This is a genomic window from Serratia sp. NPDC087055 (genome assembly GCF_044900985.1).
Lineage (GTDB): Bacteria > Pseudomonadota > Gammaproteobacteria > Enterobacterales > Enterobacteriaceae > Serratia.
In genome coordinates this window covers 1239751-1264066 of record NZ_JBJDOG010000001.1, presented here as the reverse complement: position 1 = coordinate 1264066, position 24316 = coordinate 1239751, and the positions used below count along the sequence as shown (strand labels likewise).

Below are 24316 nucleotides of genomic sequence, written 5' to 3'. Positions count from 1 at the left end.
AGACAGCTAACAAAGCCAGTTATTAGGGAGAGCGTGCCGAAGGGGTCGTAACGGCCTTGGCCGTCGGTGCGCCAGGCCCGAGTATCTCTGGTTTGAAGACAATATTGCTATCCAACTCGGGCAGCTGTTTGGCTGCCTATGCACCATGGGAAACCACTATGAACGTTTGGAGCCTTATCCGTCAGCGCTGCTGGGGACTGGTGCTGGTGATGTTCGGGGTGTGCGTGATCACCTTTACCATCTCACACCTGATCCCCGGCGATCCGGCGCGGCTGTTGGCCGGTGACCGGGCCAGCGAGGAGATTGTCCAGCATATTCGCCAACAGCTGGGCCTGGATCAGCCGCTATATGTGCAATTCGGTCGCTATGTGCTGGATTTGCTGCACGGCGATCTGGGGACATCTATCCGCACCGGGCGACCGGTGCTAGAGGATTTACGCGCTTTCTTTCCCGCGACGTTAGAGTTGGCTTTTTGCGCGTTGGTATTGGCGATCGCGTTGGGCGTTCCACTCGGGGTTGTGTCAGCGGTTTACCGTAATAAATGGCCCGACCATCTGGTACGGCTATTGTCGGTGACCGGCATCTCTACCCCGGCTTTCTGGCTGGGGCTGGGCGTGATCATTTTGTTTTATGGACAACTCAATCTGTTACCCGGCGGTGGTCGGTTAGACGACTGGTTAGATCCACCCACGCACATCACCGGATTCTATCTGCTTGATTCACTTCTGACCGGCAATGGTGAAGCGTTCTGGAACAGTCTGCGGCATCTGATTTTGCCGGCACTCACCCTGGCGTTTGTTCACCTCGGCGTGGTGGCGCGGCAAATCCGCTCGGCAATGCTTGAACAGTTGGGGGAAGACTACATCCGTACCGCACGGGCCAATGGCCTCTCACACTGGCGTGTGGTGCTGGGCCATGCGTTGCCCAATGCGTTAATCCCTTCGGTGACGGTGTTGGGGCTGGCGCTGGGGGATTTGCTGTACGGTGCGGTGCTGACTGAAACGGTATTTGCCTGGCCAGGTATGGGGGCTTACGTCGTGGACTCCATTCAGGCATTGGACTTCCCGGCGGTGATGGGCTTTGCCGTCGTGGTGTCTTTTGCCTATGTAATGGTGAATTTGATCGTCGATCTGCTCTATCTGTGGATCGACCCGCGAATGGGGCGCGAGGGATAATGACGATGATTCAAATCGAACAACCGCCTGTGGCGGAGGCAGCACTGCGTTTTGTCAGCCTGCGTCGTGCCTGGTACCGGGTACGCCGCAGTCCGCTTACGCTGTTGGGTGCTGCCATCATGATTGCCGTGCTGTTTCTGATGCTGTTTTCACCGTGGTTGGCACCGCATAACCCAGACGCTATCGATCTTACCGCCCGGTTATTGCCGCCTTCGGCAGCGCATTGGTTCGGCACCGACGAAGTGGGCCGAGACCTGTTCAGCCGGGTGCTGGTCGGCAGCCGTCAGTCGGTGGCCGCCGGATTGGCGGTGGTGGTGCTGGCGGGCGGAATTGGCTCGCTGCTCGGCTGTTTCTCCGGCGTGATGGGCGGTACGGTGGATGCATTGATCATGCGCTGCATGGACATCATGCTGTCAGTGCCCTCGCTGGTGCTCACGATGGCATTGGCGGCAGCGCTGGGGCCCAGCCTGTTCAACGCCATGCTGGCGATTGCCGTGGTACGCATCCCATTCTACGTCCGATTGGCACGAGGGCAGACGTTGACGCTTCGGCATCAGGCCTATATGCAAGCGGCACGTACCTTTGGTGCCTCACGCTGGCACCTGATCGGTTGGCATGTCCTTCGCAACGTGATGCCGCCGCTGGTGGTGCAGGCATCGTTGGATATTGGCACCGCGATTCTGATGGCCGCCACGCTGGGTTTTATCGGGCTGGGTGCGCAGCAGCCGACCGCCGAGTGGGGGGCGATGGTGGCCAACGGCCGGAACTATGTCCTCGACCAGTGGTGGTATTCGGCGTTTCCCGGAACGGCGATCTTGATCACCGCCACGGGGTTCAATCTCTTCGGCGATGGTCTGCGTGACCTGCTTGATCCTAAATCCCGGGGGCGTTAATGAGCGAAACTACGGTGTTATCCATTGATGAGTTGCAGTTGGAATTCCCGGTTTACGGCGGCAGTATCAAAGCGCTCAACCGGGTATCGCTGCAGGTCAAGGCTGGCGAAATTGTGGGCGTGGTTGGCGAGTCCGGCTCCGGCAAGTCGGTGACGGCGATGATGACGCTGCGTTTGTTGGCTGAAGACGGCTACAGCGTTACCGGCGGTTCTCTGGAGATGTTGGGCACTGACGTGCTTAACGCCAGCGAGCGGCAAATGCGCCAACTGCGCGGCGCACGGGTGTCGATGATTTTTCAGGAGCCGATGAGTGCGCTAAACCCTACGCGCAAAATTGGTCGGCAAATGTGTGAAGTGATCCGCCTGCATCAGCAGCTATCCCCGCAGGCGGCACGAGACAAGGCTGCCCAACTGCTGCGTGAGATGCAAATTGCCGACGCGGAACGGGTGATGGAGCGCTATCCGTTTGAGTTGTCCGGCGGCATGCGCCAACGGGTGTTGATCGCCATGGCGTTTTCTTGCGAACCGGAGCTGATTATCGCCGATGAACCGACGACCGCACTGGACGTCACGGTACAGCGGCAGGTACTGCGTTTGCTGCAACAAAAAGCGCGCGCCAGCGGTACGGCAGTGCTGTTTATCACTCACGATATGGCCGTGGTTTCGCAGCTGTGTGACCGGGTGTACGTGATGTATGCCGGGCACGTGATAGAAAGTGGTACCACGGGAAATGTGATAGAAAATCCCCGTCATCCGTACTCGATCGGGTTGTTGTTAGCGGCACCGGAACGTGCCGAGCCACGCAGTCTGTTACGTGCCATTCCCGGCACGGTGCCCAATCTTGGTGCCTTGCCGCCGGGGTGTGCTTTCAGTAATCGCTGTAGCCACGCTGACGCTCAGTGCCTGCAAACGCCACGGTTGGTGCCATTAGCCTCTGAACCGGCCCAGCACGTGGCCTGCTGGCATCCGCAGTCTATTGATTTGGAGGCGCGAAATGAACGTTGAAGCACTACTGGAGTTGCGCGATGTGCGTCTGCGTTTTCCTGCCAGTTATAACTGGCGTGGCAAACCACAAGAGTATGTGCATGCGCTTAATGGGCTGGATCTCAACATCATGCGTGGTGAAACGTTGGGTATCGTCGGTGAGTCCGGCTGCGGTAAAAGCACGTTAGCGCAGTTGCTGATGGGATTGTTAAAACCGAGCAGTGGCGAACTGGTACGTGCTCGCAACGCGGGTTCTTGGTTTGGCAGCGGTATGCAAATGGTATTTCAGGATCCGCAGTCGTCGCTCGATCCACGCTTGCCAGTCTGGCGCATTATCACTGAGCCGGTGTACGTGCAGCAGCATAACAGTGTGGCACAGCGGCGAGCACTGGCAACGGAGCTGGCACAACAGGTTGGCCTGCGGCCGGAGGCGATCGACCGATTGCCGCATGAGTTTTCTGGTGGCCAGCGCCAGCGCATCTCCATTGCACGTGCGTTGTCTTCGCAACCGGATATCATCGTGCTGGATGAACCGACCTCTGCGTTGGATATTTCGGTACAGGCGCAGATCCTCAATTTACTGGTGGAATTGCAGCGCGAACGCAATCTGACGTACGTGCTGATTTCGCACAACGTTTCGGTGATCCAGCATATGAGTGACCGGGTGGCCGTGATGTATCTGGGGCAAATCGTCGAACTGGGGCCGACCGCACAGGTACTGCGCCAGCCGCAGCACCCCTATACGCGGCTGCTGCTGGATTCTGTGCCGCGGGCAGGCCGCTCACTGAGTGACAGTGCGATTGAAGACCGTAAGGGCGAACTGCCGGGCAACCGCCAATTACCGCCAGGCTGTTTTTTCCGCGAGAGATGCCCGTATGCGGGGGAAGGGTGCCAACTGCCACAAAGTTTACGGGTGAATTTAGGGGGATCGGCGGTGCGTTGCCACAAGGTGGCATGATGCATGACATTCACAGCGTTCCCTTTTTAAATTCAGGGGCGCTGTGAATATAGGGGTGTTGAACAGTGGCTCAGGGTGAAACGCAATCAGTTATTGGTTTCTTCATTCAAGATGTAATAAGACACTGGAACAGTTTCCATCTTATTGGCTTTGTCGGTCGTCATCTTCCTTGCCAATGCAGTATCGAGATTAATAAGTTGGCGGCCATCTTCATTGAACAGCATTTTACTTATTTCTTCATCATTATACGTGGTGCATTGTTTATATACGTTACGGAACAACGCATTGTAACCGTCGGAGAACTGCTTGATTTGCGCTATTTCGTTAGGCTTCAGATAGTCTTGCTTGATGTTTGACGCAGCCGCAGGATGCAGCATAAAGCTGGCGGCGGGCATGGAGAGTCTTTCTTTACCGGCACAATAGAACAGGGTTGCCGCTGAACCGACAAACGCCGAGTTAACCGTGGTAATGGGGACCGGCGAGCTCTTGACCGCTTCATAAGCCATGTAACCGCTGGCCATATCACCGCCGCCGCTATTGATATACAAATACAGGTGTTTTAACGCGGGGTAGCTGGCGTTAATTTCATCGATGGAGGCAATGAGTTCGGTGACACTTTTTTCCGTGACATCGCCGACATACAGGATTTTGGCGGATTCAACGTTATTGTTTTTTACATTGCTCTTTTTGACGACGGATACGGTCGCAAAAGAGGCCGTCGAAAATACCGTGGCGCAGAAAAGTGTTATTATTTTAAAGGTGTTTCTATGCATTTGAATATTCCTTATTCAATAAAGTGGTGCGCTATTGTAAAACGAGTCGATGAACCGTTTTGGAATGAATCAGGTTGGTTTAGCGTTTATTTACCCCTACGAACAACGCGGAAAGAATATAACATCGAGGCCGGAGCCGATATTCACGGCAGGTAAAGCGCGTCGCACTCTACCTGCCGGGGCGATTTCAGGGCATGGGCCAGTCGACAGGCGTGTTGCTCACCACGTCAACATACATATCCCACGCGTTTGACCAAAATTGCACAAATCCTTCCTGGCTGACGCTGATGCCCATCAGGCCCATAACGAACCAACAGGTGGTGAATAGCCCCAGGCTGCTGAACATAAATGCCATACCGTTACGGCTGGTCTTACGGCACACGACATTTAGCTGGCTGGCCAAAAACATCATAACAGCGCTCAGTAACTCCCAGCGCATCATAATAAAACCTGTGGCTATGGTACTCATCGAACATGATCCTTGGTGGAAAAGCCGCACCCGGCGGTGCGTCGGGAAATCAGTGCGGGCAAGGGTAAATTAGTGTGATCTTCGTCACATTGTAGCATCGCTGCAAATCACTGCTCAATCCCTGAACGGGGGAAAATCGGCATTTGGTAACATTCAAACATGCTGAAACATTTATGCCATTTCATTAGCAACCTTTTCGTGGGGACCGTTAGCCAATAACGCTATGCTTGCCGACTTTTCACTGCCCTGATTTATCTTGGGAAAATGTGACGTCAGACAGGTAACTTGCCACGTATGGCACTATTAAAAGATAAAATCCGTGACCATTCCGCTGAGGAAATGCTGTTTATCCGCCGTGCTGGCGTGGCGATGGTGTTGGTTGTCGCCTGTTTTGGCATTTTGATTGTTAACCTGTACCGTCTGCAGGTTAAACAGCATGCCTTTTACCAAACGCGGTCCAACCAAAACGACATTAAAATGGTGCCAATTGCACCCAGCCGAGGGCTGATATTCGACCGCAATGGCATTCCTTTGGTGCGCAACATTACGCTGTACCAGATCCAGATTACCCCCAGCAAAATCGACAATATGGCTGCGCTTTTGCAGGCGTTGACGCCGATTGTCGATCTGACCCCCGAAGATATCACTGCTTTTCGCGATGAAATGCATCACAACGGCCGCTATAAACCGGTGACGCTGAAAACGGGTCTGACAGAAACCGAGGTGGCACGTTTTGCGGTAAATCAGTATCGCTTTGACGGCGTGACCATTGATACCTATCAGCAGCGGGAATATCCCTATGGGGCAGAATTAGCCCATGTCGTGGGTTACGTCTCGAAAATCAATGACGGTGATTTAAAGCGGCTGGATAAAGCCGGTCTGAGCGAGAACTATGCCGCCGACCACAATATCGGTAAGCAGGGCATCGAGGCTTACTACGAGTCCGAATTGCATGGCACGACCGGTTATCAAGAAGTGGAGGTGGACAACCATGGTCGCGTAATACGCCTGCTGAAGGAACAACCGCCACAGGCCGGTAAAAATATCTATCTGACGCTGGACCTGTCTCTACAACAGTACATTGAGTCGGTATTGAAGGGGCAGCGTGCGGCGGTGGTGGTTGAGGACCCGCGCGATGGTGGCATTCTGGCCATGGTTTCCAGCCCCAGTTACGATCCCAATCCTTTTGTGAAAGGCATCAGCTATAAAGCTTATAAAACACTGCTGACCAACCCCGACTTACCGCTGATTAACCGCGTCACGCAGGGGCTGTATCCACCGGCCTCCACCGTGAAGCCTTACATGGCGACGTCGGCGCTGTTTGCCGGTGTGATTACCCCCAATACCACTTTCTTCGGCGCGCCGACCTGGACATTGCCAGGCACCGAACGCCGTTACCGTGATTGGCTAAAGAGCGGCCACGGCATGTTGAATGTGACCAAGGCTATTGAAGAATCCGCCGATACCTTCTTCTATCAGGTGGCGTACGAAATGGGCATTGACCGTATTCACAGTTGGCTGAGCCAGTTTGGTTACGGCCAGCCGACCGGGATCGACCTTAACGAAGAGTATCGTGGCGTGTTGCCAAGCCGTGAATGGAAACAACGGGTACATAAAAAGCCCTGGTACCAAGGTGACACCATTTCGGTGGGTATCGGCCAGGGGTATTGGGTCGCCACGCCGATCCAGATGGTGAAGGCATTAACCACGCTGATCAATAACGGTAAGGCGAAAACGCCGCATTTGCTGTACTCCATGCGCCAGGGCAATCAGGTAAGCCGCTACCAGCCGCCGGCAAAGGCCACGCAGATCGGTGATGCCAAATCGCCGTATTGGGGCATCGTGCGTAATGGAATGTATGGTATGGCCAATCTACCGAACGGTACAGGCTATAAGCTTTTCCATACCGCTCCGTATCAGATAGCCGCCAAATCCGGGACGTCACAGGTCTTCGGTTTGAAAGAAAATCAGACGTATAACGCCAAAATGATCCCGGTGCGGTTACGTGATCATATTTTCTATACCTTGTTTGCTCCTTATAAGAATCCGCGGGTGGCAATGGCGCTGATTCTGGAAAACGGCGGGGGGGATGGCGTAGTGGCTGGGCCGACCGCGCGGGCAATTCTTGACCACATTTTTGACCCGGCTAACGCACCGCAGCCTGACGCGGACCAGAAAGGTAAACCGGAGTTAAACGATAGCGCGGATGTGCAACAGTAAACGCGTTTGTTTTTACTTTCTTACAAACTGCAATCTTCTAAAGATCTCCGTCAGGTTAGACTGAAATAATTACATAATCCGAATAAAAACGCAGGGTTAACAGTGGCGCCTTCAACAAAAAAAAGCGGTAAAAATTATTCAAGCCTTCGCTTTGGCTGGATTTGCGGCGGGATACTGGTGTGCTTTTTTCTGCTGGCGTTCAGGGTCGGTTATTTGCAGCTGATGGAGCACCAGCAGTTGGCCGATCAGGCGGACCAGCGGTCGATCCGCACGCAAGTGGTGCCGACCAATCGGGGAATGATCACCGATCGCAATGGCGAAGCTTTGGCGGTGAGTGTGTCATCACGAGATATTGTGCTGGATCCCAAGCATATTCTGGACACCAACACCGACCTCAGCAATGAGCGTTGGCAAAGTATGGCCAATGTACTGAAAATGCCGCTGAGCGACGTGCAGAAGCTGATCCAGACTAACGCCCATAAGCGCTTCGTCTATCTGGCACGTAAGGTAGAAGACGATAACGCGAACTATATCAGCAAATTGCATCTAACGGGCGTGAGCACAGAGCAGGATTTCAGTCGCTTCTACCCGATGAGCCAGGATGCTGCCGGGCTTATTGGCATTGTTGGCCAGGACAATCAGGGGCTGGAAGGCATTGAGCTCGGCTTTAACCACCTGCTACAGGGCAAAAATGGCCTGCGGGTATATCAGAAAGACGGCAGCGGTGCGGTGATTGGCGTAATCAAAAGCGTCGATCCCGTACCGCCACCGAACGTGACACTGAGTATCGATAAATTCATCCAATATGTGTTGTACGCACAAATTCGCGACGGTGTGGTGGCTAACCAGGCTGATTCTGGTTGTGCGGTATTGGTGAAAGTAAACACTGGCGAAGTGTTGGGGATGGCAAGCTACCCGTCGTTCAACCCGAATAATTATGCCAATACGCCGGCCAAAGATATCCGCAACGTGTGCAGTAGCGACAGTTTTGAACCGGGCTCCACGGTGAAACCGGTGGTGGTGATGGTGGGGCTGGAACACCACTTAATCAAGCCGGATACCGTGCTGGACACCACGCCTTATCGCGTGAATGGCCACTTGATCAAGGACGTGGGGCACTGGTCGAAACTGACCATTACCGGTGTATTGCAAAAATCCAGTGACATCGCTGTGTCCCACATTGCGTTAGCCCTGCCAGCCACCGTACTTCCCGCAGTGTACAAGAGCTTTGGTCTGGGTTTGCCGACGGATCTGGGCATTGGGAACGAAAGCAGCGGCTACTTGCCACAGCACCGCGAGCGTTGGGCGGACATTGAACGTGCGACCTTCTCCTTTGGCTATGGCCTGCGCGTAACACCGCTGCAGATGGCCCGTGAATACGCCACTATCGGTTCCTATGGTGTTTATCGGCCACTGTCGATTACCCGGGTGACGCCGCCCGTTATGGGGCAACGCATTTTACCGGAAGATACGGTAAAAACGGTGGTGCACATGATGGAAAGCGATGCCTTGCCAGGCGGCAGTGGGCTCAGTGCCGCCGTGCCGGGTTACCGGTTGGCGATTAAAACCGGCACGGCAGAGAAGATGGGGGCTAACGGTAAATATGACGGGGGCTATATCAACTACACCGCCGGTGTGGCACCCGCTAGCGATCCGCAAGTCGCCTTGGTGGTCATGGTCAATAATCCGAAGGCCGGTAAGCACTTTGGCGGCTCGGTGGCAGGCCCTGTGTTTGGCAAGATTATGGCCCAGGTATTGGAACATATGAATATCCTGCCTGACGCGCAACCGCTGAACGTGGTATCCCAGGTTAAGGGGTAGCGTGAACCCCCTCTGCGGAGGGGGATTCCAGCCGCTTTTTCAATGATTGTAGATTGACCTGCATTGATAGGGTGCCCCGGACGAGTATTCCCTTATCTCATCGATAAAAGCCAAATGTGTTGTTGCGGTGAACAGGACGAGGTTATTAAATAGGACGTGTTTTTAGCGTACGAATAGGTTTTTTGCGGAAATATTTATAGGTGCGTTAATCTGTTTAAATTCACTGAATATAAAATACACCCATTAATCTCTATGGATGTTTAAAATAGATCAGGCCGGGTTCTTTTCAAGAAAAAGTGCCCGGCCTGGAAATATTAACGGCTGGTCTGGTGACCGATGATACCGCCCAAGGCCGCACCACCCAAGGTTCCCAGCGTACTGCCGTCGGTCAATACGGCACCGCCCAGCGCGCCGACGCCAGCGCCGATAGCGGTGTTGCGATCGCGGTGAGACATATTCCCACAGGCCGTTACGGATAGCGTTGCCATGATAACAACCATTACGCCTGCGGCACGTTTAAGGTTCATAAGATCTTCCTGGTAAATTGCCTAATTAACAGACAAAGAAAGTACTGATTAATCGGCCAGTAAAAGTTGAGATGAATGTATTCTTCCGGAAGAAAATAGAATAGGTAAATATTCTTAATTTTGAGAAAGCGTTTTTATTTCGCCGTTGCTGATGGTGTACTTGGCGATTAAAACATCAGCGTGCCGTTCAGTGGGATGGGCAGGGTGGTCATTAAAATCCGTTAAAAATCCTAAGGCTCATCATTATTATGCCTTTTCAGGCCATCGGGCGAACGCCCCCCAAACCCCGGGAGAGAGCATTTTTTTGCATTGCGGTAATGCAACTGTGTAAGTTACATTAGCGACGTAAGGTTGTGATCTCCGTCACAGATTGAAATCAAGCAAAAATAACCTTAAGAAATTCCAGAGAAATACCCCTTTCTGGAAAGGTATTCCTCTGCTTAAAAACCAGGAGAAAGCGATGTTAGAAATGATTGAAAGTTTGGCAACCGTGGTGATCCTGGTGCCGGTAATGATAGCCGTGTTGCTCGGCTCGATTTATGGCTTGGGTGAGCTGTGTAATATTTTCTCTGCCATTGGCAAAAAAAGAGACTGATTTTCATGCTCAGGGGGCGCAATGCCCCCCGATGCAGGTTTAAAGCAACGTCGTCACAAAACCGCAGGTTTTAGATACCCATCGCACCCCATGTTATGCCGTCTGCCTTGCACGCGCAGATGACATAATCATCGCCATCACGTGTTTGAACATGTCGCTGTCAGGATTAGCCAGTGCGTTTACCAGCGTGAAATGATTGCTATGCCGATCTTCCAGCCGCCTGACGTCGAGCCCCTTTTCCCGGCAGGCGGTGTAATAGGCCAAGGTTTGGTTTTTAAACCCCTGCGTTTCTTTGGCACCGACGTCGAGCAGGATCTGCGGCGCATTGGCCTTTTCCGGCAGCATAAACAGTGGGCTGAGCGTTGCTGCCTGCTCTGGCGTGAGACGCATCCAGTCATTCACGTAGATATCACATAACGGACGAATGTCGTACAAGCCACTCAGCGCCAGTGCACCTTTGATGACATTGACCGGTACCTGATAAAGGTGCTGCCAGTCATCGGCGATCAACATGCCAGCCAGATGACCGCCCGCCGAGCTGCCACTGACAAAAATGCGCTCAGGATCGACGCCATATTGATGGGCATGGTGATAGAGCCAGGCGATGGCACTGCGCACCTCACGGACGATTTCAGCCAGCGTGGCTTCCGGTTGCAAGGTGTACTCTACGGTGGCAACGGCAACACCGTGGCGCGTGAAACTGGCTGCCATTGAACAGGCTTCCTCTTTGCGCTGGGAATGCCAATAACCGCCGTGAATAAACACCAATAGCGGTGCAGGCTGATTGGCTGCCGGGAACAGATCCAGGCGTTCTGCGGTACCCATGCCGTAATGGAGGTCATAGATCCCTGGCGTTTCCGCTTTGGCCTGGGTAGCCAGCGCTGCGTATTGCGTCATACAGGCGTCAAAATCATCGACCGAAGCGCGCGCATTGTATTGCACGGCGCGTGCCGACAGGTCATCAAACATCAGGTCTATTTTCATCACGTCTCCTTAAGCAGTTTCCCCATCATCTGCCTGAAGTGGTTTTGGTGCTTGCGCCTTAATGCGGGTTTCTGGCAACCATGACATGGCGTTGGATGCATTAATAAACTGCATGTGCTGCGTCTTCCGCCATGTCCTGCGTTGGCATAGGCTTCTGAAAGATTCTTTCAGGAGAAAACGCGATGAAGCTTAATGTTCAACACGCCACCGGCAGTACACACCTACGGGGGCTTCTCACCAGCCTGTCCCTGTCAATGTTGGTCTCATCGTTGGGGGCCAGCATTGCCAACGTGGGTTTGCCTACGCTGGCACAGGCATTCAATACCTCTTTCCAGGCGGTTCAGTGGGTCGTTATTGTCTATCTGCTGGCTATCACTACATCCATTATCGCCATAGGGCGTTTGGGGGATCGAATAGGGCGACGACGTCTATTGTTGCTGGGAATTGCACTCTTTACCTTCGCGTCTGGCCTGTGCGCCGTTGCACCGGGTGTGTGGCCGCTGTTGGCGGCGCGGATTGTGCAAGGGTTGGGAGCCGCAGTCATGATGGCGATGACCATGGCGTTGGTGGGTGAGGCCGTCGATAAAGACAACACCGGGCGTGCCATGGGGCTGCTTGGCAGCATGTCGGCGATCGGCACGGCGTTGGGCCCGTCGCTCGGCGGTGCATTGCTTTATGCTTTTGGTTGGCGGGCGATGTTCCTGGTTAACATTCCTGTGGGTCTGCTTGCGTTTATTCTGGCTTATCGCTTTTTGCCCAAGAGGCGCCAGCCTTCACAAAAAGAGTGCGGCCGGTTTGATCTGCCCGGCACCCTGCTGCTGGGGATAACGCTGGCCTGCTATGCCCTGTCTATGACGCTGGGGCGTGGTGATTTTGGCGTGATTAATGTGGCATTGCTGCTGTGTGCCGCATTGGGGGCGGGGTTATTCGTGCGGCTGGAAAACGTCACCGCATCTCCCCTCATACAACTGGCGCTGTTCAGGCAGCCGGGGTTGGGTATTGGGCTGACGATGAGTGCGCTGGTGATGACGGTGATGATGACAACGCTGGTCGTGGGGCCATTCTATCTGACGCGTGGATTGGGACTGCCGGTGGGACAGGCCGGGTTGGCAATGTCTGCCGGTCCGACCGTGGCGGCTTTGCTCGGTGTGCCTGCAGGCCGGTGGGTCGATCGTTTGGGCGTATACAGCGTCACTGCTGCGGGTCTGGCGATCATGGCCGCCGGGGCAGGCGTCATGGCGATGATGTCGATAAAACAGGGCGTCTTGGGTTATCTGGTGCCACTGTGTTTGATCACCCTGGGATACGCGTTATTTCAGGTCGCCAACAATACGTCACTGATGACGCATGCCGCCCCTGAACAGCGCGGCGTGATCTCTGGCATGATCAATCTCTCACGCAATCTTGGGTTGATCACCGGTGCTTCCGCCATGGGGGCACTGTTCATGCTGGCGGCGAACACCGGTGACATTAAGCTGGCAACAGCGGATGCCGTGTCAAATGGCATGCGTGTGACGTTCCTGGCGGCTGGAGCCTTAGCGGCCATCGCGCTGGTGATGACCCTCAGGACGAATACGATCGGTAAGCAGGGGCCCGATTACAGCAGGTCCCCCCGGTAAGCGATATGAATTTTATTGCCATCCGGATCGCGCAGGTAAGCGCCAAAATAGCCCAGGCCATAGTGAGGGCGCTCGCCGGCCTCGCCTTCCGATATGCCGCCCGCGGCGATCCCGGCGGCATAGGCGTCACGAACCTGCTGCTCACTGTGGGCAGCGAACGCCACCATGCTGCCGTTGCCCGCGCTGGCCGGCTGCCGATTATAGGGCTGATAAGCGTAAAATCGTGGCAAGGCGTGTTCCGGCACAACCCAGCAACGTGCCGCGGGGCCGCCATCCGGCGTGATCGGGCGTTGTGTTAACCCTAAAGGCAGCAAAATGGCATCGTAAAACGCAGCGGCTTTGTCCAGATCGCTGACGCCGACGGTGATATGACTAAACATGTATTCTCCTTCCACGCCAGTGAACGGCATCGATACGTTGAGATATTCTAGATCAAGCCAAATGGGCGATACAGGTGACTGCCCAAAAAGCATGATGACATCCGGTGTTTACTGCCCATTATTGCGCAACCACGCCAGGGTATCCTGAAGTGTCTGCTCCAGCGGACGGAATGTGAGGCCCAGCTCTCGCTCACTTTTCGCGTGATTGAAATGGGAGCGATTAGCTTCTTTTACCATTAGACGTACCGTAGCCATGCTGAGTAATACGGGTTTGCCGCTGAGGCGAGCATAGGCCTCCTGGAGTGTCGCCAGCACGTAGAGTAGCGGCATTGGCAGCGTGCGTTTGGGTGTTTTGACTCCGGCAATCTTCCCCAGCAGTGGCACCAACTGGTGCATGGTGATATGTCGTCCAGCGGCCAAATAGCGCTCACCGCGTCTACCTCGCTCTGCTGCCAGGATCATCGCCAGTGCGACATCCCGCGCGTCGACCACGGAAAAGCTCCCCGCGACCAAGCCTGGCAGTTTACCGTGCATGACGTCATTCGCTAACTGACCGGAAGACGTAGGGCCAAGATCGCCTGGGCCCCACATCCATCCCGGCAAGATCAGGCTGCCGTTCATTTGCGGGTGCTGCCGCAGGAATTCTAAGACTATGTCATCCGCCAGTATTTTACTGCGGTAATAATCATCGGCATCCTGGGGCCGTCGCAAACAGGTTTCGTCGATCGGCGCTCCTGGTTCACCGTTGAGCACGGCTATCGAGGAGGCATGGACAAAACGGCGCACGCCGCACCGGTAAGCCTGATTCAGTAGGTGTTCAGTGCCGGTGATGTTGACCGCTTTCAATTGAGCCCAGTGACTGCCTCCCTTGTAATTATCACGAAAATAGGCGGCGGTATGAAACAGGATGTCACAGCCGTGCAGGTGTTCGGCAAAGGCATTCACGTCAGTCATGTCGCCGGCAACTAATTCAATACCTTCGGTCGTTCCAAACTGTTTGCGGCCTTTTTCCAGGGAGCGTACCAGTGCCTTGACCGCTATCCCCTGGGAGACAAGTTCACGGACCAGGTTATTGCCGAGCAGGCCTGTCGCTCCGGTCACAAACGCCGTTTTTGTTTTCATCATGATGGATATCTTGAGTGGGTTTTCAAAGTTCAAGTGATATTTAAATCTAGAGGTGGCGGTTTGAAATATCAAGTGATATTTTAAATGCATTAAGAGCATGGATAATCCGCGTAAAGTTGACCCAGATGAAAACGACAAAAAAACGGCTAACCCGCGAGGAGAGCCAACAGCAGACCCGCGAACGCTTGATCGAGACCGCCCGACAATTATTCGTTTCTGGGGGCTACGGTGGTACCTCAATCCGCGATATCGTCAACCAGGCCGGTTACTCACAGGGGGCTTTTTATTCCAATTTCGCTTCCAAGGAAGATCTGCTGCTGCAGCTTTTGCAGCGGCATATGGAAGCGGAGGCCGCGCAACTCTCTCGCCTGACCCAAAATCGCACCGCTGATGCGAGCCAGGTGTTAGCCGCGCTTGAAGGATGGTCGGCAACCCTGAATCAGGAGGTCGACTGGTGTACATTATCGATTGAACTGCAATTGCATGCGAAGCGCAGCCCGGCCTTTGCCGTTGAGTATCAACGTGTTTGGGATGCGCACCAGGCAAAAATTGGCACGGTGATTGGCTCGCTGTTTCAGCAAAGGGGAAAGACGCCGCCGGCAGACCCTAATGAATTGGCGTCGGCCTTGATGGCAATGGCGCACGGGCTGGCTTTGCAGCGCAGTCGCCCGGGCGCCGATCCAACCGGCCGGTTGATCATGCTGTTTTTACGTAGCCTGCTTTCAGCGGCAGACTGACAAGTCATCACGGCACGTAAATAATCTCAAAGCTGGAGGTTTTATCGTAGTAGGGCGTCATGCCACCGTCGACGTAGTAAACCTGCAAATCATAATGATAAACCAGCTTTTTATCCGGATTGAGGATCAGATCCAGTGCTGAAACTTTGACCGTGACGTCATGGTTGGGGTGCTCTTTATTCAGCTCGACCGTTTGATTGTCGATGTTGACCAAAATGCGTTTGATCGGGCGTGGCCCTGACGGGTCGTAAGCCCCGCTGTCACTTCTGAACTCCAGGGTTTTGTAGATGTCCACCGGCGCGGTCTGTTTGATAAAGTCGCGCACCTTGTTCTGGTATTTGGCGTCCAGCGCCAACATCACCGGCAAATGATCCGGATTGAAACCGATGAATTGCACCGCCAGATAACCTTTGAGCAGCAGGTTTTGCGGTGAGCGATCGAATAACGCGTCCCATATCAGCGCAAATTGCTGAGCGGGCAGCGTGAAGGAATCGACAATGCCACTTTGCAGATTGATCAGCGCATTCTTCTCCTCCGTTTTGCCATCGGGCAACGCCAACTGCAACGTCAGCGTATCGGCATTAGCGAACGGGACCAGCCTGGCGTCCGCCTGCATTTGCGAAAACTGTTCTGTGGCGTTAGCAATTCTGCCCTGACTTACCTTGGGTAACAGGAAGTAGTCAAAGGTCACCTGGACGTCTCCCAATGAGGTGGCGTGTTCAGGGGCTGAGAAGGCGATCGACAGCATGGGTTTACCGTCGGTATCGGTGGCCAACAGGAAGGTATCGGGCAGGTAGTAAAGATAATTTTTGCGTACATAATCCTGGTAGTAGTTGTACCACAGTTGCTGATACTCCAGCGGAGTCAGGATCAGTTGCAGGCGTGGCGGTGGCGGCAGGATGCCCTGATAAATATACGGGTAGTAGTTTTCGGCGAAGTAGAAAATCTTGGGATCGGTGACGGTATTGGTGATGCCGTGCTCGGTTTTAATCGCGACCACCAGCGTGGTCTGCGCATCGTAGTCGGATAAGGCCCGCAGCAAGGCGTCACGTTGCTCCAGTCGCTGCAGGTCAAGCTGCGCATGGTAGCGGTTTTCCTGTGACGTCAGCAGCACCTGATTGAAGATCATCTCTTCGGCGCTGCCGAAGGAAGTGAAACTCAGCACCACATAGGGAACTTGCGGCACCTGACGGCTGAGGGTGAAGTCCAGTTTCATGCTCCAATGGGTGCCGTCGGTGCTGGTGGCAATCTGGTAGCGCGTTTCGCCTGAAACGATCTCGGTGCAGACCTCGGCGGTGAGGTCATTTGCCGCCATCGGCGCTGCTCGCCGATAGCGCAACTGTTTGGCGGCGACGTCAGGAAACTGTTCGCGCGCATTCTGCAGAATAATTTGGTTCAGTGTCACCAGGTCATTGAGAAAGGTATTCATGGTTATCCTCAGTACATTCGGTTTGGGCCAGCGTTCTGAATTGGTTCAGGCAGGAAGAGGTCCAGAGAAAGCGCCCGTCGTGCCGACGGTACAGCGGGCTCTCCAAGGATTCAGCGGGCCATTGCCAGCGGGCCAATGCGTCAATCACGGGTGAAAGTTGCGGGATCCCCGTTTGCCTGGCGTACTCCAGGGTGGTGCGCCATTCGCCGGGATGAGCGTAATAGGGGGTTAGCCTACTGAGCCGATCGTAACGGCCGTCACTCCATTGCACTGCCTGATTCAACATCTGAATAATGCGTCGGTAGGCCGGCAATACGGCACCGTTTCCGCTTGTCAGCGTGTTGAGCAGGATCAGCGCGTTGGTATTTACACAGCAATCCAACTGGCGGATGTCGTTGTCGTCCTTCATCCAGGTATGAAAACTTTGACATTCCGCCCATTGGTGCTGTTCGGCGGGCTGCCGCGGATCGACCCGGCGTACCTGATAGCCGTTCATCTGTGAAATCGTCTGGCTAACCCGCGACAACGAAATGCGGCCAAACTTGTACAACAGCTCGGTAATAATGGCGGTGTCGTCAATATCTGCGCAGATACTCTGGTTCGCCATCCAGCGCGGATGGGCAGCGTTCGGCCAAAACCTGAAGTGGAACGGGCGGGCCTCGCAAGCCAGCAAAAAATCGAGCGCCTTCTCAATAAAGGGGGCGGTCTGCGAGGTGTAATCCAGGGTGCGCAACACCTGTGCAGTCACAAAGGCGTTTTCATCCTGATGCCAGCGTCCGTCAGGCGTTCTGACATGGGCGGCAAAGGCGCCGCTGGCACACTGTTGCGCCAGTAATGTCGCCAGCGCCGGTTTGCCAGGCATGATCACCACCGGGGTAGACTCCAGCGGCAACGCCTCAAAGCAGGTATTTTGTGGGCTGAAGGTACAGCTGGTGGCGTGATGCCCTTGCAGATCAACCGAAAAACCGACCACGTTAAACTGCAGGTCAAGCTGCTTATCCACCGCCTGTTGCAATAAGGGCAAGGCCTGGCCGCTTTGCGCCAATAAGGCTTGCAGTGCCGGGAATACGCGCTGGTTATCACCAAAGAAACTGGCCGCCATGGTGAACAAGGTAAAACTTTCCAGCTCACCGCCTGGGGCGTAGACCAGGCTAAAACCGTAGGTCGTGGGGGGGAAACCCTCGCGACACAAGGTTTGCAGTAGGGCAGATTCCAGCAAGGGGGCCAGCGTAGAGAACAGCGTCCCGCAGCCAAAAAAGGCCATTACCGCAGCAATATCTGCGTGGGTGATGAGCGCGCTGTGCCATTGAAAATAGTATTCACGGGGTGAGGCCGGCAGCTGCGGATAATAGCCGATCATCAATAAAGACAAACCCACGTCTCGACAGGCCGCAGGATAATCCGCCACGCCACCTGGCCAGGCACAATCTGCAGGCACCTCCGAGTACACCTTGGTTTTAACCCCCTCCGGGGTATATTTTCGCCCCAACCAAGAGCCGAATCTCAAGGGCTGAGCGCTTTCGCGTTGCATATGGCCTATCTCGGCAAAACAGCGTTCAACATCCGGCTCAACGGGTGAGGCGGTGATCTTTTGGCTGTGTCGATAAAAAGCGTCGATGCCGCGGTTTTCCGCGTAGCGAGGCAAAAAAGGATCCAAGGTACAGGCAAGCGCCAGCGGCTTTGATGACGAAACGGTGAACTCGAGTGGGCAACCGTTATACCCCAGCAGGCTGGTGTTAAAGGCGGCGGACAGGCAGCCGGAAGCCAGGCGAGCCTGGCTGAAACGGGCGATCTCGGGCACCAGCGTGGTCCGTAAATAGGGTGCTTTTTGGCACAGGGCACTTACCAGGGCGTTCCATGCCGCTGGTAATACTGCATTGCGTTCGACCATCGTCAGTCACCTATGCCACGGCCGGAATAACGATGGCCGGTGGGTTTTCGGTGCCATCCCGCGTGACGCTGTCACCGCCGACCAGCAGGTAGGTGATTTTGTAGCCGACCTTCCAGGGTTTCTCGGTCAGGCAGCGATACTTGAAAGTCTGCTCTTCGGTCTTATCTGGGTTAAACAGGTATTTTTTGGTTTTGCGGCTCTGTTTGTCGTCCAGATAGGTCAGTTCGACAATCACCTGATTGTAATTTTCCCAGGAAAATTTTCGGTCGAGGAAAATCGAGATCTCGTTGAAGGTCAACACCGAACCGGGATCAAGGTTCAGCAGGGTGGAAGCTGAGACCGACCGCGGCTGATAGCTGCTGCTGCCTTCCCAACCTGTGGTCGCGGCAGACTTGAAGGCATATTCGCTGTCGATCACAAAGAGTTCATTAATGTCTCTGCTGCGAGAAATGACCTTGCTCCATTTACCGTCGTCGGCGATGAAGGGCTCTGCCGTATAAACCTGCTGGTTGTAGCTGATTTTGAAGGTGGCCGCTTTAATACCGTACTCGTCAAAACCGTCTGGCCCCAGCACGGTGAAATCGATTTTTTGGTAGAAAGGGTCGTTGACGTTAACTTCAATAAAGTAAGGAGGCTCCTTTTTGGCGCGCAGGATATCGCTGCCGATGAAGTTTTGCGGCACGGCAGATTGGCTGAGGGCCTTCGAGGAAACGTAATTGAAGTTGAGGCTCTTGGTTTCTTCGATCCGCACCAGTTTTATCTCCAGAGAGGCGCTGGGGAACAGCCCACCTTTGCCGCCTTCTTCCCCCTCTTTATTGCTCGAAATCAGCGAGTCCAAAATGGAGTCGCTGGCCGATTTGGCCTGGGTATTGCTGTCGTCATTAGGTTTGAGCGAGGCGGTGAAGAAGCTTTTCAAGATCTCTTCTTTGACGAATTGCAGCGCCCATTCTTTTTCTTTGGCTGCCTCTTCGCTCGGCATGCTTTCGGTCACTTTGATGATCAACTTCTGGTCCTGCTGCAACTTCTTGATCACGCTGTCAAAACCCAGCCAGAAACTGGCGGGGGTTTCAACCGGGATTGGGATGTTGGCGCCAAATTTAAGATCAAATTCCTTGTAGAGGCTTTCAAACTTGGCCTCGACTTCAACTTTTAACGCCGGAGTGATGCCGGTAAAGCCGAGGTTATAGGCCACGGCGGCCGGTGCCTGCGCCTTATTAAACGCGGATTCGAGGATCACCGCCTGCTGCGGCGTCAGTTTAGCGCTGAAAATGGCGCTGTTATTGCCAAACAGGCTGGGGCACTGTGCGCTGATCAACTCGCCGTTGGTGCTACCCACATCAAGCACAAAAAAGTTTACCGTGCCTTTGTCATAGGGGACCTGCGCCTTACGGGCGGTTTTCGGGTCAACTTTCAGTTTCCGTAGGTATTCGTTGAAGGCGCTGTCCAGTTCGGCGGGATCGATGGCGGTGTTGACCTCGAAATTGAGGTAACCCCCTTGTTGACCGGTGTTGTCGCCGGTGTACTTAATCAGTGAAAAAATCGGTTTTCCATCTTTTTCTGCGATATGGATATCACCGGGTAAATACCAGAACTGATTGTCATCGGAGTCATCGGCAAAGAAGGTGATGTTTTTGATGGTAGCGGTTCTTGCTCTGAGTAATAACATGGCGTTTCCTTAATTAATTGAGGTTGGCGATATCGATACCGTCTTGAACGGTTGAGGTTTGGACGTACTCGGGTTTATCCCCTTGCTGGCCCGGTTGGTAGGTGAACCAGATCTCCAGGTCGACGCTAAGGCGTAGCGGGTCGATTTGGTCGGCGCTGAACCGCTGGGGAGCGGCATCGGATTCGGTAAACTGAAACACCTGCTGCAAAATGTCGTCATCACCAGGCAGGTAGGCATAGCTGGCTGAGACCAGCACCATTTCGACCTGCTGCCAGTCCATGTTGGCGGACAGCGTCAATACCCGTTGGTGGTAAAGGCGGGAGAACAGGTACACATCCTGGCTGGTGGGTTCGCTCAGCACCGCAGGGATATGGGGCGAATTGGCGGCGCAGCTGTACTCTTTGATGACCTCAAACAGGTAGAGGTCGGGGTTGGGTAGCATGACCGGATAGTCATGCTGCTGCGATGTCTCGCTAATCTGGAAACTTTTCGACAGGCTGGATGCCGGCAGTTTCATATGGCGGCAGCGCAGGGTGACCAACACTGACTGGTACCAGCGCCAGTCAAATTGGCTGGCTGCCTTGATGACAAAATCATAACGGCCATACAGCGACTCAATATCCAGATAGACGTCATTCAATTCGGTGTGCAGTGGGCCGGAATTGACCGATCTCACGCCGCCCACCGCCTGATTGAGATAGACGGTGAAGTCATAGTCGACGGGCCACAGCATTTTTCCTGTTTTCGGATCGGTAATACTGGGCGACCTGAAGGTTTTAGGCTCGATATCGTCTTTACGGAAGGTGAACTGCTTGTTGTCCTTGCCATAACGCAAACGGACCGTCACCAGTTGGACATTCGCATCCAACTCATCCGACAGCAGATGGATCCGAACTTCACGGTGGGCGAAGAAGTCATCCTGCAGATCGCGTTGACTGATCACCCGATCGGCCTGATAGTCGGTACCGGCGACCAACTCGGCGAATAACGCCTGCGGATAGAGCGAGCGTTTCACTACCGTGGTTTCGCTCAGCTTGCCGCTTAAACGTCGCTGATCGATATCCTCAACCGACAGCCGTTGCAAATAAAACCCGGCCTTTGGCTTGGCTTGTTGCGGCACCTCGGCAAACACCGGAGTAAAAAACTCACTGGTCAGGATCTGCGTCAGCTCAGCCGCCGCCTGCGCAAAGTGGCCGTCGGGATCGGTGTCTCTGACTTTAATGGTCACGACTTTTTCGCTGATGAGTCGCGACGAGGTTTCCTCGATATCGACGGAGAATATCAACAGGTTGAAGCCGACAGACTCCTGCAGAAACTGATAAACCTGGTCCCAGCGGGCCTCCAGTTCGAAAGTGGCCGGCGGCAGCTGTTGCAGGTAGTCAATTTTATAGCTGATGGCGATGGGCGCGGTGGCGGGCGTTGCCATCAGGCTCGCCAGCAGGGCGATATCGGCCTCCGCGGGGAGTTTGGCCAGCAGATAGCAGTTTTGTTGGTCGCTCAATGACGTTTTGCTGGTTTGACCGGCGACAAAGCCGGGGATGTCCAGAGTGGCGCTGCAGGCTATGGCCTGTAATGGCAATAATATCGCATCGCGAGGCATCTCCGAGCTGGCTGCTGCCGCCGCCTGGGCGGCCTCAAGGCTGCTGGTCAACTGGGTTTGCAGCGACAGCATGGCATAGTAAACCGTGGCCGGTTGACTGCTGTTGCGGAAAATCTGCAGTTGGACGGCGGGCTGGTTTCCATCGATAACGCTAATGCCCGGCGCAGCCGCGCAATAGTAATAAATGGGTCTGTCCGGGTCGGCTCGGATAAAACAGATGTTTTGCACTACGATTTGGCTGTTCATAGCGACAATCCCATTTGATAAAGGTGAAGGCAGGGCAACATCACGTTGCCCTGCGTTGTGTGTACCGATTAGAACGTCACCACGACGATGGTGCTGGTGCCCGTCACAGGTTTTTCGACGGTTTTTTCCTGGTTGTTGTCGCCGTAGTACACCGTGGCGATGTATTTGATCTGCGGCACGTTGTCAGCTTCGACCTGCATCAGATCAAAGGTCAGATATTGGGTGAGGGATTTAGTATCGAACTCGGTCAGGGCCAGGGATTGGGACTGCGTGAAATTCCATTTGGGGTAGTAAATCACCATCTCATAGGTGATCAGCGAGATATCTTTCTGACTTGGCTTAAAGATAATGGTGTACTTCTGCGCCTTCGGCAGGGCATTGGCGACCAGAATCTGATGACCGCGGATCAACCCATAACCCGGCAGTTGCGGGCTGGTTTCTACCCCGCTGGGAATATAGGTCAGACTATCGCCATCCAGGGCATAGTAGTCGGTGGAGAAATAAATCGGTTTATCCACGTCGACGCCAATCGGATAAATAAAGGGTCTGGGCGGTGTAGATTCATTAACCACCTGATTGTCAGTCTTGAGTTTGATCCCCTTGTCCGGATCGGAATATTGCGTTTTGATCACCACCTGGCTGAAGACTTTCCAGCCCGTAGGGTTGAGTAACGTAGAGATATCGGCATACACGATGCCGCATTCGGCCACGTTAATGGAGATAATCAAATCCTGATCGCTCTGAATTTCGCCAGAATGGTAGGGTTTAGCCTGCAGACCGCTAAAGTTGACGGTGTAGGAATATTTAAATGCACGGCCCAGCTCGGGTTTGATAAACCATTTGCCGGTTTTTTTCGGTGTGCTGTCGTTGGGGGAAAACTGCAGGGTGCTCTGGTTGTCCTTATCGTAGATGGCGGTCACCACGATATTGGCGACGTTATATTGCGCCAAATCGTCGGTAACGAAAAATTCGGGCTGTATGTACTGGTAGAAAGGATCGTTGAGGTCGTACTCTTTAAAGTACTCTTTAAGATTGGCTTCGCCGACGATGGACCGGATAGAGGGTAACTGGGTCTGTGGCGCGATAGCGAAGGAAACCACGGAGTTTTCATCATAGACGCGGGTAAAGCTTTTGGTTTCTTTGAGGCTGGATTGGAATTTATCAAAACCGTCGGCGTCATTGAGCAGTTCGAGGCTCATGTCCAGCCCGGTTTGGCTGCTTAGAATCTGTTCGACCTGTTTCTGGCCCCAGGCGGTCAGACCCTCTTTCCACTTGATGTACTGGGCATCGTCCATTCCCATTTCCTTCGCGGTCAGCCCGACCTGAACGTCGATTTTGATGGCGCCTTTTTCGATATATTCACGCTCGATCTTTTTCTCATCGGCCGACCAAGTGTGATAACTGATGCTTTGCGTCACCGACTTGGTGATTTCGCTGTCGTAGCTGACGGTGACCTTGGCCGCCGGCAAAGAGGCATCCAGGTTGAAGTCGAAGCGAATCCCCACGCTGGAGTTTTTGTCTGTGCCTTGCAGTACCTGTTCGAACAAGGTCGCGCCTTCACCGGTCAGCGACAGGCTGAAAACGGTATTGTTATCGCCCAGGCCGGATGGCGACAGCGTGGTCGGGATCTGGCGGTAGAATTTGTCGTTGCTGTCCAGAATCAAAGACGCCTGCGCCGAAGTATATCTAGGTTGCATCAGTTTGATTTTTTCGGCATTTTCCGGCAATAACTGAGCAAGGAACTGGTCAGGACCCTTGTTGGGATCGTACAGGGCGACAAACTTGCTGGCCTGTTCATCGTTCAGGCCACTGTTACGCAGCGCAGTGTCCATTGTCGCTTTTTTGGTCGCATTTTCGGGATCTGCAGCGTAGTCCTGTTCTGCTTTGACATACTTGACGATCAGCGCCGATTTCGCCTCCAGTTGGCTTTGGATATTGCCAAATAGCTGGGCGCGGATTTTGGCCTGCAGGTCTACCGGTGGGAACGGCAACATCACGGTAAACTGCGCATAACCGCCCTGGGTATCTTCGCTGCGATACTTGTAAAACATAAAGCTCGGACTGTTCGTATCCCTGGCGACAAACACTGGTGTTTCAGGCACCACGTAAAAAATGTCCTTGTCGAGGCTGTCTCCGTAACAGGTATAGGCGCACTCTTTAATACCCAGGTATTTATCCGTGGGAATTTTGACCGATTGCTGCAAAGCGGTGGTTAACATAGGGTG

General features: G+C 54.1%; 20 protein-coding genes. 9 read left to right on the top strand and 11 right to left on the bottom strand.

From position 1 onward, the window contains the following. Positions 1-158 precede the first annotated feature (158 nt). Genes ACI2J2_RS05925 through ACI2J2_RS05910 form a run of 4 tightly spaced genes read left to right on the top strand, consistent with a single transcriptional unit; the run spans position 159 to position 4009 of the window. Entirely contained in the window at positions 159-1175 is a 1017-nt protein-coding gene (locus ACI2J2_RS05925; RefSeq protein ID WP_209633278.1) for an ABC transporter permease, read from the top strand. A gap of 5 nt (positions 1176-1180) precedes the next feature. After that, positions 1181-2068, top strand: a complete 888-nt coding sequence (ddpC, locus tag ACI2J2_RS05920) for a D,D-dipeptide ABC transporter permease (protein ID WP_265556919.1) — start codon at positions 1181-1183, stop codon at positions 2066-2068. After that, on the top strand, positions 2068-3072 hold the full coding sequence (locus ACI2J2_RS05915) for an ABC transporter ATP-binding protein (protein WP_265556891.1): 1005 nt from the start codon (positions 2068-2070) through the stop codon (positions 3070-3072). The genes ddpC and ACI2J2_RS05915 overlap by 1 nt, the downstream gene beginning before the upstream one ends. Beyond that, entirely contained in the window at positions 3062-4009 is a 948-nt protein-coding gene (locus ACI2J2_RS05910; protein ID WP_265556890.1) for an ABC transporter ATP-binding protein, read from the top strand. Before ACI2J2_RS05915 ends, ACI2J2_RS05910 begins: the two co-directional genes overlap by 11 nt. An 86-nt stretch (positions 4010-4095) precedes the next feature. Here the strand turns inward: ACI2J2_RS05910 and ACI2J2_RS05905 are convergent, their stop codons facing one another. After that, positions 4096-4782 (bottom strand): ATP-dependent Clp protease proteolytic subunit, encoded by a 687-nt coding sequence (locus ACI2J2_RS05905; protein WP_209633284.1) that lies wholly within the window; start codon positions 4780-4782, stop codon positions 4096-4098. 187 nt (positions 4783-4969) lie between these two features. After that, positions 4970-5251 (bottom strand): YjcB family protein, encoded by a 282-nt coding sequence (locus ACI2J2_RS05900; RefSeq protein WP_209633285.1) that lies wholly within the window; start codon positions 5249-5251, stop codon positions 4970-4972. A 294-nt stretch (positions 5252-5545) separates the two neighbouring features. Here ACI2J2_RS05900 and mrdA point away from each other — a divergent pair, with 294 nt between their 5' ends. Together mrdA and ACI2J2_RS05890 are read left to right on the top strand one after the other, a co-directional pair. Continuing rightward, a complete protein-coding gene (gene mrdA / locus ACI2J2_RS05895) occupies positions 5546-7471 on the top strand; it encodes a penicillin-binding protein 2 (RefSeq protein ID WP_404759650.1) in 1926 nt (641 codons plus the stop codon). A gap of 102 nt (positions 7472-7573) precedes the next feature. Continuing rightward, the gene (locus ACI2J2_RS05890) at positions 7574-9292 is read left to right on the top strand and encodes a penicillin-binding transpeptidase domain-containing protein (protein WP_209633289.1); all 1719 of its coding nucleotides are present in this window, start codon (positions 7574-7576) and stop codon (positions 9290-9292) included. 314 nt (positions 9293-9606) lie between these two features. On the opposite strand, the gene osmB is transcribed toward ACI2J2_RS05890, so the two are convergent. Then, positions 9607-9819 (bottom strand): osmotically-inducible lipoprotein OsmB, encoded by a 213-nt coding sequence (gene osmB, locus ACI2J2_RS05885; RefSeq protein WP_037415059.1) that lies wholly within the window; start codon positions 9817-9819, stop codon positions 9607-9609. Between the two features lie 460 nt (positions 9820-10279). Between osmB and ACI2J2_RS05880 the strand changes: the two genes are divergently transcribed. After that, entirely contained in the window at positions 10280-10414 is a 135-nt protein-coding gene (locus tag ACI2J2_RS05880) for an AcrZ family multidrug efflux pump-associated protein (protein ID WP_209633291.1), read from the top strand. 93 nt (positions 10415-10507) lie between these two features. Here the strand turns inward: ACI2J2_RS05880 and ACI2J2_RS05875 are convergent, their stop codons facing one another. Continuing rightward, positions 10508-11398, bottom strand: a complete 891-nt coding sequence (locus tag ACI2J2_RS05875; protein WP_404759649.1) for an alpha/beta hydrolase — start codon at positions 11396-11398, stop codon at positions 10508-10510. A gap of 182 nt (positions 11399-11580) precedes the next feature. Here ACI2J2_RS05875 and ACI2J2_RS05870 point away from each other — a divergent pair, with 182 nt between their 5' ends. After that, positions 11581-13017, top strand: coding sequence for an MFS transporter (locus ACI2J2_RS05870; RefSeq protein WP_404759648.1), 1437 nt, complete (start codon positions 11581-11583; stop codon positions 13015-13017). Here the strand turns inward: ACI2J2_RS05870 and ACI2J2_RS05865 are convergent. Together ACI2J2_RS05865 and ACI2J2_RS05860 are read right to left on the bottom strand one after the other, a co-directional pair. After that, positions 12996-13397, bottom strand: a complete 402-nt coding sequence (locus ACI2J2_RS05865; RefSeq protein WP_404759647.1) for a VOC family protein — start codon at positions 13395-13397, stop codon at positions 12996-12998. The genes ACI2J2_RS05870 and ACI2J2_RS05865 overlap by 22 nt on opposite strands. A 108-nt stretch (positions 13398-13505) precedes the next feature. Further along, the gene (locus tag ACI2J2_RS05860) at positions 13506-14522 is read right to left on the bottom strand and encodes an SDR family oxidoreductase (protein ID WP_404759646.1); all 1017 of its coding nucleotides are present in this window, start codon (positions 14520-14522) and stop codon (positions 13506-13508) included. Positions 14523-14647: 125 nt separating this feature from the next. On the opposite strand from ACI2J2_RS05860, the gene ACI2J2_RS05855 reads away from it, so the two are divergent. Continuing rightward, complete coding sequence (locus ACI2J2_RS05855) at positions 14648-15259, top strand: TetR/AcrR family transcriptional regulator (protein ID WP_209633302.1); 612 nt, start codon at positions 14648-14650, stop codon at positions 15257-15259. Between the two features lie 7 nt (positions 15260-15266). Here ACI2J2_RS05855 and ACI2J2_RS05850 read toward each other — a convergent pair whose 3' ends face one another. The 5 genes from ACI2J2_RS05850 to ACI2J2_RS05830 form a co-directional block, all read right to left on the bottom strand. Continuing rightward, positions 15267-16688: a hypothetical protein gene (locus ACI2J2_RS05850; RefSeq protein WP_404759645.1), complete on the bottom strand. Its 1422-nt coding sequence runs from the start codon at positions 16686-16688 to the stop codon at positions 15267-15269. Further along, complete coding sequence (locus ACI2J2_RS05845) at positions 16669-18579, bottom strand: hypothetical protein (protein WP_404759644.1); 1911 nt, start codon at positions 18577-18579, stop codon at positions 16669-16671. The genes ACI2J2_RS05850 and ACI2J2_RS05845 overlap by 20 nt, the downstream gene beginning before the upstream one ends. Before the next feature lie 10 nt (positions 18580-18589). Continuing rightward, positions 18590-20245: a hypothetical protein gene (locus tag ACI2J2_RS05840; protein ID WP_404759643.1), complete on the bottom strand. Its 1656-nt coding sequence runs from the start codon at positions 20243-20245 to the stop codon at positions 18590-18592. 13 nt (positions 20246-20258) lie between these two features. Then, entirely contained in the window at positions 20259-22091 is a 1833-nt protein-coding gene (locus tag ACI2J2_RS05835) for a hypothetical protein (protein ID WP_404759642.1), read from the bottom strand. A gap of 68 nt (positions 22092-22159) precedes the next feature. After that, positions 22160-24310: a hypothetical protein gene (locus ACI2J2_RS05830; protein ID WP_265556879.1), complete on the bottom strand. Its 2151-nt coding sequence runs from the start codon at positions 24308-24310 to the stop codon at positions 22160-22162. Positions 24311-24316 lie beyond the last annotated feature (6 nt).

What these genes read in the sequence shown, in the direction of transcription:
- ACI2J2_RS05850 (WP_404759645.1), bottom strand. Translation starts at nt 16,688, where the DNA reads ATGAATACCTTTCTCAATGACCTGGTGACACTGAACCAAATTATTCTG.
- ACI2J2_RS05910 (WP_265556890.1), top strand. Translation starts at nt 3,062, where the DNA reads ATGAACGTTGAAGCACTACTGGAGTTGCGCGATGTGCGTCTGCGTTTT.
- ACI2J2_RS05860 (WP_404759646.1), bottom strand. Translation starts at nt 14,522, where the DNA reads ATGATGAAAACAAAAACGGCGTTTGTGACCGGAGCGACAGGCCTGCTC.
- ACI2J2_RS05845 (WP_404759644.1), bottom strand. Translation starts at nt 18,579, where the DNA reads ATGGTCGAACGCAATGCAGTATTACCAGCGGCATGGAACGCCCTGGTA.
- ACI2J2_RS05830 (WP_265556879.1), bottom strand. Translation starts at nt 24,310, where the DNA reads ATGTTAACCACCGCTTTGCAGCAATCGGTCAAAATTCCCACGGATAAA.
- ACI2J2_RS05840 (WP_404759643.1), bottom strand. Translation starts at nt 20,245, where the DNA reads ATGTTATTACTCAGAGCAAGAACCGCTACCATCAAAAACATCACCTTC.
- ACI2J2_RS05925 (WP_209633278.1), top strand. Translation starts at nt 159, where the DNA reads ATGAACGTTTGGAGCCTTATCCGTCAGCGCTGCTGGGGACTGGTGCTG.
- ACI2J2_RS05855 (WP_209633302.1), top strand. Translation starts at nt 14,648, where the DNA reads ATGAAAACGACAAAAAAACGGCTAACCCGCGAGGAGAGCCAACAGCAG.
- ACI2J2_RS05880 (WP_209633291.1), top strand. Translation starts at nt 10,280, where the DNA reads ATGTTAGAAATGATTGAAAGTTTGGCAACCGTGGTGATCCTGGTGCCG.
- ACI2J2_RS05915 (WP_265556891.1), top strand. Translation starts at nt 2,068, where the DNA reads ATGAGCGAAACTACGGTGTTATCCATTGATGAGTTGCAGTTGGAATTC.
- ACI2J2_RS05835 (WP_404759642.1), bottom strand. Translation starts at nt 22,091, where the DNA reads ATGAACAGCCAAATCGTAGTGCAAAACATCTGTTTTATCCGAGCCGAC.
- ACI2J2_RS05870 (WP_404759648.1), top strand. Translation starts at nt 11,581, where the DNA reads ATGAAGCTTAATGTTCAACACGCCACCGGCAGTACACACCTACGGGGG.
- ACI2J2_RS05875 (WP_404759649.1), bottom strand. Translation starts at nt 11,398, where the DNA reads ATGAAAATAGACCTGATGTTTGATGACCTGTCGGCACGCGCCGTGCAA.
- mrdA (WP_404759650.1), top strand. Translation starts at nt 5,546, where the DNA reads ATGGCACTATTAAAAGATAAAATCCGTGACCATTCCGCTGAGGAAATG.
- ACI2J2_RS05905 (WP_209633284.1), bottom strand. Translation starts at nt 4,782, where the DNA reads ATGCATAGAAACACCTTTAAAATAATAACACTTTTCTGCGCCACGGTA.
- osmB (WP_037415059.1), bottom strand. Translation starts at nt 9,819, where the DNA reads ATGAACCTTAAACGTGCCGCAGGCGTAATGGTTGTTATCATGGCAACG.
- ddpC (WP_265556919.1), top strand. Translation starts at nt 1,181, where the DNA reads ATGATTCAAATCGAACAACCGCCTGTGGCGGAGGCAGCACTGCGTTTT.
- ACI2J2_RS05900 (WP_209633285.1), bottom strand. Translation starts at nt 5,251, where the DNA reads ATGAGTACCATAGCCACAGGTTTTATTATGATGCGCTGGGAGTTACTG.
- ACI2J2_RS05865 (WP_404759647.1), bottom strand. Translation starts at nt 13,397, where the DNA reads ATGTTTAGTCATATCACCGTCGGCGTCAGCGATCTGGACAAAGCCGCT.